Consider the following 8,670-nt stretch of genomic DNA (forward strand, 5'->3'; position numbering starts at 1 on the left):
AATAGTATGTACGAAACCATTCAAATGCTACATTCCTATCTGGCCTATGTAGCCTTGGCAATATTGATTATTGCCGTAATAAATCCCATTAGCGGATTGATTAGCAAAAGGGTTTTCACTATGAACAAGGACCTTCGATTAAGTTTATTTACCCTAATAATCTGTCACATCCAATTGTTGGTGGGCCTTTTACTTTATTTTATCTCCCCTAGCGGATTGAGCGCTATCCAGGAATTCGGTATGGGCGGACTAACTTCTGCAGCTCGATTATTGGCCGTTGAACATCCTTTTGTAAATATTCTTGCAATTGCTGCTATAACCATTGGTTGGTCTAGACACAAAAAGTTTGTAGAAGGCGATAAAAAGTTCAAGAGTATAGCCATTTTCTACGGTATAGGTTTGGTATTAATTTTAAGCAGGATTCCATGGAGTCAATGGTTTTAAGGAAAGTAGGGATGAAGAACTTTTTAGTACTTATAATTGCCGTCATTTCCTGTAATGCTTTGAAGGCCCAGACAGTTTCTTTATTCAATGGGAAAGATTTGGAGGGGTGGGAAGTATTTGGTACCGAAAAATGGTATGTAGAAGATGGATTACTAATATGTGAAAGTGGCCCCGATGCGGGTTATGGGTATTTGGGAACAGAAAGGGAATATAAAAATTTCATACTTGATCTTGATTTTAAACAGGAGGCTGATGGGAACAGTGGGGTTTTTATTAGATCCAGTGTTGAAGGAACCACGGTGAGCGGTTGGCAGGTAGAGGTCGCACCACCAGGCAAATTTACGGGAGGTGTTTATGAATCCTACGGAAGGCAATGGCTAAAGAAACCAAAACTGGAAAAGGATGCGGCGCTGAAATTTGGGGACTGGAACCACATGACCATTAAAGTGGATGGCAAACAAATAACCTCATGGCTAAATGGTACGGAGATGGTTTCCTTTAAGGACCGGATAATTGGTAAAGGAGAAGGTTCCATACTGCTTCAAATTCACGATGGTGGAGGTATCAATGTTAAATGGAAAAACATCGAATTGACCCCACTGGATTAAGGGGTCAATTATGATATGCTATACTACCTATGTGATTTATGATAATCGGAAACAAAACGGATCCTACTTTTATAGGTATGGGAACCCATTACTTCTAAATTTTTTTCTGGATTTAATTGTTTTGGTATGAAATGGGTTACGTTTTGTTTGTTGGTCTTTATTAAAATCCTGTAAATTACCTAATGGTATTTGGAATTTGGTGCTTGGGATTTTTGAACAATTATTTCTAGTTAAATTTCCCTTTACTCTTGAAGTTCCCTGATCAAATGAAGATAGACAGGGAAATGGTCACTGTAGCCCCCAATATAACTGCCTCCCGCATAGGTGCGTAGCGGGTATCCTTTATACATACCTTTTGGGTCGATAAGGTACGGCGGGTTGAAGATATTCGCTTTCCAAAAATGATATCCTTCTTTGATCTTGACAAGGTTGGCACTTAGGTACAGTTGATCGAATAGGTTCCATTGGTCCCTGTAGGCCAATGAACCCACACCTTTTTTAAACAATTTTTCCATGGGGCCAAAGAGGCCCATGGAATCGAGTTGTTTTTCTTTCCCTTTTACCTTTAGTATTTTTTTTAAGCTGGGACTGATCGGGTCGTCGTTGAAATCGCCCATACTGACAATCTTTGCGCTGGAGTCCAAATACCTGAGTGAATCTATGATTCTTCTGTTTAATTCCGCAGCTTTCAATCTAAAAGGCCTACTTCTTAGTTCCCCGCCACTTCTAGACGGCCAATGGTTCACGATTACATACATCTTTTCGTTGTCCAATAGCCCCTCAACAACCAATTGATCCCGTGTATAGTCCCTAAAACCTTCTTCATTGGTCAAAAGCAATCTTCTGCTCACAAAGGAAATAGGTATGAAAGAAGATTTTGCGTAAAGGAGGGCGACATCTATTCCCCGTTCATCGGGAGAATCGAAATGTACAATACCATAGTTCTTTTTTTTAAGCAAGGGATGATTGATCAAATCCTCAAGAACGTTTCGGTTTTCCGCCTCGCAGACACCTAGTAGGTCGGGACCCGAGGGTGTATTGTCCGAACCAATATCGGATATAACCTTAGAAAGGTTCTCAATTTTTTTCCAATAACGTTCGTCGGTCCAATGGTCCTTTCCCGTAGGCGTTCTATCATCGTCATACACCAAACTGTCATTTTTGGTGTCGAACAAATTTTCAAGATTATAAAAGGCGATGGTCCGTATTTGGTACTCCTTTTGCTCTTGTCCAAAGCCAAAAAGGGTGTACCATAGGGCACATAATAAGCTCACTTTCTTCATAGGTGTAATTTTAGTTAACGCCTTTATTTTTGAACATTAACCTATGGTAAATTTAATCTGTTCGCCCGCTTTACACCCCTACTTGAGGGAACATTAAAACCGAAATATATGGTTTTTAAGCAAAAAAAAGAGTTAAACCATTGTTTTTAAATATATTAGGATTCCATTAATTTTTTGCACTAACCAACCACCATGTACAGGGGCATATACCTTATACTGATTTTTGTCTTTTTCAATACCACATTCGGACAAACAGGTTATTCCGTCTCCGGCACTGTTTACAATGAAACCAATGATACGCCCATTGAAGGTGCCAAAATTAGTATTGAAGGAGATGGTTTGGAAACTATGACAAATATGGATGGGTCGTTTTTGTTGCGGACCGATTTGATCGGGGAATTCATTCTAAGGATTGCCTATCAAGATTACGAATCCAAAAGGATTCCGGTGGTCCTCGACGGGAAGGAACTGGACCTAGGAAAGATAATTTTAAAAAGGGACATCTCCTTTGAGCAGCAGGATAATCTGATTACCCTAACCGATGCCGAACTATTGGATGATGAGTCTACCTCCAATACTTTAGGGCTTTTACAGGCGACCCGGGATGTTTTTCTAAGTAGGGCAGCCTTTGATTTTGGTCAGGCTTTTTTTAGGGTACGTGGTTATGACGCCCAAGAGGGAGAAGTGCTCTTGAACGGAGTCACCATGAACAAAATTTTTGATGGACGTCCCCAATGGAATAATTGGGGCGGGCTCAATGATATAACAAGAAACCAAGAATACACCAACGGACTTGACGCTTCAGACTATACCTTCGGAGGCATTTTGGGGAATACCAATATTGATTTAAGACCCTCCAAGCTAAGGCCGGGAACGCGGATTTCTTCATCGGCATCTAATAGGACCTATTCGGGCAGGTTCATGGCGACCTATAATTCGGGAGTCAAGGAGAATGGATTGGCTTACGTACTCTCCGGCTCCAGAAGGTGGGCGAACGAAGGTTTTTTGGATGGTACGCTGTACGATGCCTATTCCCTAAGTGGCCAGTTGGAATATAAGGTCAATGAGCATCATAGTTTTTTACTATCCGGGATAGTAACGACAAATAGAAGGGGCCGGTCTTCGGCCCTTACGGAAGAGGTATTCCGTTTGGCAGGAAAGCGATACAACCCGTATTGGGGACTTCAGGAAGGAAGGATCAGGAATTCACGTGAGCGCTATATTTCAGAACCCATGTTCATCCTCAATTATTTTTATAATGCCGAAAAATTGAACCTCTCCTTTGGGACGGTATACCAACAGGGAAGTCATAAACGTAGCAGACTTGGCTACTATAACGCCCCTAACCCAGACCCCACCTATTATAGATACCTCCCCAGTTTTTATGTCAATAGTCCCATAGGCGCAAACTTTATCAGTGCAGAAATGGCAAGGAATAGTTTCCTGCAAAATCCACAATGGAATTGGCAAAATGTTTATAACGCCAATGCCAATTCTTCCTTGGGAGGTAGAGCCGCGTATTTACTCTATAGCGACGTGGCTGCGGACACCCAGTTCACGGCCAATTTAAACGGAAATATTCAATGGAGCCCTAACATAAAACTAGATTTTGGTGTCATGAACCGATACCTAAGATCTGAAAATTTCGCCGAAGTGGACGATTTGCTGGGGGCGGAATTTCATGCGGACATCGATCCTTTTTCCGATACCAGAAATGACCTAGGTTCTGATTTTGAGAGGCGAGACGGTGATATATTTGGATATCATTTTGATTTTAAGGCTTCTGAGTTTAGGGCCTATTCACAACTTTCCATTGATTTGAACAAATGGAAACTGTTCATGGCAGGGCAATTTAACCAGAGTACCTATCAAAGGATCGGTGAATTTCAAAATGAAAGGTTTCCTAATAATTCCTTTGGTCCAAGTAGGAACATTGCCTTTTCAAATTTTCGGTTCAAGGGAGGCCTTACCCGTGCCATAACGGGGAGGCATTGGGTGTCCATGCAAGGAGCCTTTATCAAAAGGGCGCCTTTGCTTCAAAATGTTTTCGTGAACCCTAGGGAGTCCAATGCCATCGTACCAAACCTACAAACGGAAACCATTTCAACTTTGGATGTCAATTATTTTCTTCGCCTTCCAAGGCTTACTGGGCGTATAACCGGCTATTATACACGTTTTCAAAATCTTACGGACGTAAACTTCTTTTTTGTGGATTCTGGGGTGGGGTCCGATTTTGTTCAGGAGGTATTGACGGATTTGGACAAACTCCATTTGGGCACGGAATTGGGGTTGGAATACCAAGTTTCCCCCACGGTAAAGGTATCGTTGGTTTCCTCCATTGGCAAGTTCATCTATGCCAGTGATCCCTCGGTGACCATTAATTTTGACACCGCTTCGGCAGAAGAGGACCTTATAAATATTCAAGGATTCCAAGATCTGGGACCCGCTAAGATAAAAGGCTATAAGCTGGGACAAGGTCCACAACAGGCCTTTGCCTTCGGCATAGAATATCGAGATCCCAAATATTGGTGGGTAGGTGCCACGGCCAACTACCTTGCCAACAATTATGCGAATATTTCTACAATAACGAGAACTGACAGCTTTGTTTTGGATCCGGAGACCGGGCAGCGTTTCCCCGATGCAACAGCGGAAAACGTAAATGCCCTATTGGAACAAAAACCTTTGGATAAATTTTATCTTTTGAACCTGGTGGGAGGAAAATCCTGGCTTAAAAACGGTAAGTACCTTGGAATTTTTGCCAGTGTTAACAATGTGTTCGATGCCACTTTTAGAACGGGAGGTTATGAACAAAGTAGAAACGGAAACTTTGGTCAGTTGAGACAGGACAATCTGAGTGGCAACCCTTCCTTTGCCCCAAAATACTGGTATGGATATGGAAGGACCTATTTTTTAAACATAGCCCTAAGTTTTTGATGATGGTATATTTTTCAAATACAGGATATAGGTTCATTAATAAGGGCATACCATTGCTTATGGCATTGGCCATTTTTGCCTGTGTCAATAACAAGGATTTTGAGGTATTGAGACCTTCGTGTGATGCAACTTTAACTGCGAACACAGGATTTCAGGAACTTAAGGAATACTATCAAGGGGAGACGGTCCAAATACAGGAAGATTGGGTTATTGAAGGCTATGTAATCTCATCGGATAGGGAAAACAACTTTTTCAACGTGCTGTATTTTCAGAATAGTCCAAATAACCCCAACGATGGTCTTCAGATTGAAATTGACATGCGGGATTCCCATCTTTTTTATGAGGTTGGGGACAAGATTTTGATCAAGCTGAAAGGTTTGTATTTGGGAGTTTCAAGAAATCAGTATAAAATTGGGGGCGTATTTACTTCGTTTGGGAATGTCTCAGTGGGGAGATTGCCCTACAATCAAGTCTTTGAACATGTCTTTGTTGCCTGTGAAGGATTTACCACTGTGACACCTGATGTCTTAACAATTCCGGATGTAAGGGATACTAATGCAGGCACATTGGTGCAACTGGAAGATTTGGAGTTTTCTATGGATGAACTGGGCAGGCCCTTTGCTGAAAAAGAGGAGGAAACGGAGCGTATACTAGTGGATTGCGAGGATAATGAGTTGGTATTGTTGAATAGCGGTTTTGCCGATTTTCAATCCGTTTTATTGCCTGAAAATAGAGGAAGTATTACGGGTGTTCTTGTGAAGGATGGAAATGATTTTAAGTTGGTCATTCGGGATTTGGACGATGTAGACTTCAAGCAGGAGAGGTGCGAGGATTTCGTGGATGAATTTACCGCCAATTCCATTTTCTTTTCAGAATTGGCGGACCCCGATAATAATCCTGATGCCAGGTTTGTGGAAATTTATAATTCGTCTACAGAGTCACTATCCTTGAAGGGTTGGCAAATCTTACGGTATACCAATGATAGTGAAACGGTGAGCTCCTCAACGGATTTATCGGGATATGTTATTGATGGGGAAAGTACGTTGTTATTATCGCCCAATCCATTGGTTTTTGAACAGGTGTATGGCTTTCCACCCAATGTGGATGCGGGCACCAACTCACCGGCAGATTCCAATGGCGATGATAATCTCGTCTTGGTAGATCCCTTCGGAAAAATTATAGATACGTTTGGGGTGCCCGGTGAGGACGGTACGGGTACCGTTCATGAATTTGAGGATGGCAGGGCCCAAAGAAAGTTGGAAGTATTACAGGGAAGTCCCGTATATCAATTTTCACAATGGGAAATATTCAATGATTCTGGGGATGCGGGTACCATAAACTTGCCCCAATTGGCCCCTGGAGACTTTACACCAGGCATTAGGTAGTCACCTTACATTAAATTGTTCAAAGCTTTTTCAGTTAACGGTTTTATCAGATAGGACTCAACGCAACAAAAGGATTTTGCCTTGGCCAAGTTTTCCGGACTTACAAAGGAACTAACAATATAAACCTTTACCTTCTCACGTTGGTGTTTCGGTATGTTTTCAAACTCTTTCAAAAAGGCCCAACCATCCTTGTTGGGCATATTAAGGTCTAGAAGTATTACTTCCGGTAAAGGGATGTTTTCAATTAGCAGTCCCACCAAACTATCAATAGCCTCTTGCCCATCTGCATACCAAAGAACGTTTTCACAAAACTTTATGTCCTTCATGAGTTTTTTTATGTTAAATGCAAAAAACTCATCATCATCAATTATACAACAACTAGTAATCTTACTCATGAAAGGAATTATTTACCCAAATGGTTTTCTTGAAATTGATATCTAAGTAAAAATTATTGGTCAATTATAATAGCTACTATTTAAGGTTAAACAGTATGTTTTGGACCCCATTAATATGTAGTTACTATAATCAACCATCTAAAATTTTGGGTAAAGCTATAAAATAATGGGTTGATCTTGACTGATAATAGTCATCTTTTAGTTTTTAAGGTTTGTAAAACATTTTCCAGGTCATTGGGGGTAATGGGTTTTAGGATATACTTATTGACAACTTTGTAGTTTTTTACTTTTTCCAAATCCCTAGGGTTTACGGAGGAGCTTAAAATATAAATGAGGGTCCCATAAAATTTATCACCGTGCAACTTAATAAATTGGTCTAAAAACTCCCATCCGTCCATGATCGGCATATTTAGGTCCAAAAAAATGACGTCTGGGATTTTTTTCCCTATTGTGCAAATTTGATCTAACCCCTCCAGTGCTTCTTGCCCATTGCTATATACGATAAGGTCTTCATAGAAATCGGTTTCTTTCATAATTCGCTTGGTTCCATATATAAATATGGGATCATCATCTATAATACAACACCTTCCAACTTTATTCATAACTAAGATTTCACTTTTTATTCGCTTGTAAACGTTTTGTTTTTGTCTGGTCTACTTTTTTTGCAAAATGGGAACTTCCATTTTCCTTTTTTATCTCGGAAAAAGGTTTATTAGTGTTGCCTATTGAATTTACATTGCTATTTCTTGAAAAATGACAACAGAATACACTTTTGCCGAAATATAGGTCGCTTCTGATTCAAATTTAAATTCAAGTGCTTGGTCAGGTTATAGCCCATGCTAAAGGATGGGGCACAAAGTAAAAAAAAAGCAATCAAAACACACAGTGATATACGCAAATATATATGCTAACTTATCGGAGCCCACCTTTGTGTAAAGCAAATTTTAATTTTCCATGGATGTATATTGTAGATCCGGTAGGATTTATTTTTAAATATTATTTGGCCTTTAGAGCGTTTTTACCAAATAACTTCTGGCATTTTACTGTTTTTGTAGTTTCTATATTGGCAATTACTCCGTAATCTCTTTTCTTTAGTTTTAGTTCCGATTATCTTTGTCAAAAAGCTTTTTTGCAATCAATATGGTTGCAGGTGTTATTTGTTATAATGGTTATGTTATTTAATTGGAAGCGCCTATTTTTTGAACCTGAACCTACATTACATTCAATCCGGTATTCCAAAAAGATACTTTTAAAAAGGTTTAATATAAAATAGGAGTTTTCACCGAGTATTTAGCGTTTATTAAGTAGAAAATGTTCCCTTTAGTAAAAAAGGATGATTAAATGTGCTACAAATTAGGACTGATTATAGAACGTTTACCTCATAGGTATTGCCAGTAATATAGGTTGTGAATTTAAAATAGTCCAGCGTTGATTATATTGTAACTAATCAGTGCTGATAAAGTTGTCAATTCATTTGGATCCTACGAAAGATTATCGGATCTTTCGGTTATCGAAAAGGATAAGTTCATATCGGAGTTATTGGTTCGTTTGGAGAATCTTGAGCGTGCGAACCGTCGTTTGGCCGACCGTGTTGTTGAACTTGAGGGACTTTTGGTCAAGT

Annotated in this window: 7 protein-coding genes; 4 read left to right on the forward strand and 3 right to left on the reverse strand. The window is 39.9% G+C overall.

The window, feature by feature from the left end; translation table 11 throughout:
- Window positions 1–6 precede the first annotated feature (6 nt).
- Window positions 7–444, forward strand: coding sequence for a hypothetical protein (locus BFP75_RS06155; RefSeq protein ID WP_099544317.1), 438 nt, complete (start codon window positions 7–9; stop codon window positions 442–444).
- A gap of 11 nt (window positions 445–455) precedes the next feature.
- Window positions 456–1,052, forward strand: coding sequence for a DUF1080 domain-containing protein (locus tag BFP75_RS06160; protein WP_099544337.1), 597 nt, complete (start codon window positions 456–458; stop codon window positions 1,050–1,052).
- A gap of 242 nt (window positions 1,053–1,294) precedes the next feature.
- Here BFP75_RS06160 and BFP75_RS06165 read toward each other — a convergent pair whose 3' ends face one another.
- Window positions 1,295–2,335 carry an endonuclease gene (locus BFP75_RS06165; protein ID WP_099544318.1) on the reverse strand — a complete coding sequence of 347 codons (1,041 nt, stop codon included), beginning with the start codon at window positions 2,333–2,335 and terminating at the stop codon, window positions 1,295–1,297.
- Window positions 2,336–2,527: 192 nt separating this feature from the next.
- Here BFP75_RS06165 and BFP75_RS06170 point away from each other — a divergent pair, with 192 nt between their 5' ends.
- Together BFP75_RS06170 and BFP75_RS06175 are read left to right on the forward strand one after the other, a co-directional pair.
- Window positions 2,528–5,269, forward strand: a complete 2,742-nt coding sequence (locus BFP75_RS06170; protein ID WP_099544320.1) for a carboxypeptidase-like regulatory domain-containing protein — start codon at window positions 2,528–2,530, stop codon at window positions 5,267–5,269.
- Window positions 5,269–6,654, forward strand: coding sequence for a DUF5689 domain-containing protein (locus BFP75_RS06175; RefSeq protein ID WP_240531711.1), 1,386 nt, complete (start codon window positions 5,269–5,271; stop codon window positions 6,652–6,654). Before BFP75_RS06170 ends, BFP75_RS06175 begins: the two co-directional genes overlap by 1 nt.
- A 5-nt stretch (window positions 6,655–6,659) precedes the next feature.
- On the opposite strand, the gene BFP75_RS06180 is transcribed toward BFP75_RS06175, so the two are convergent.
- Complete coding sequence (locus tag BFP75_RS06180) at window positions 6,660–7,049, reverse strand: response regulator (RefSeq protein WP_099544322.1); 390 nt, start codon at window positions 7,047–7,049, stop codon at window positions 6,660–6,662.
- A gap of 191 nt (window positions 7,050–7,240) precedes the next feature.
- Window positions 7,241–7,651 carry a response regulator gene (locus BFP75_RS06185; RefSeq protein ID WP_099544324.1) on the reverse strand — a complete coding sequence of 137 codons (411 nt, stop codon included), beginning with the start codon at window positions 7,649–7,651 and terminating at the stop codon, window positions 7,241–7,243.
- Between the last annotated feature and the right edge of the window lie 1,019 nt (window positions 7,652–8,670).

The sequence above is a fragment of the Maribacter sp. 4G9 genome (assembly GCF_002742265.1).
GTDB lineage: Bacteria > Bacteroidota > Bacteroidia > Flavobacteriales > Flavobacteriaceae > Maribacter.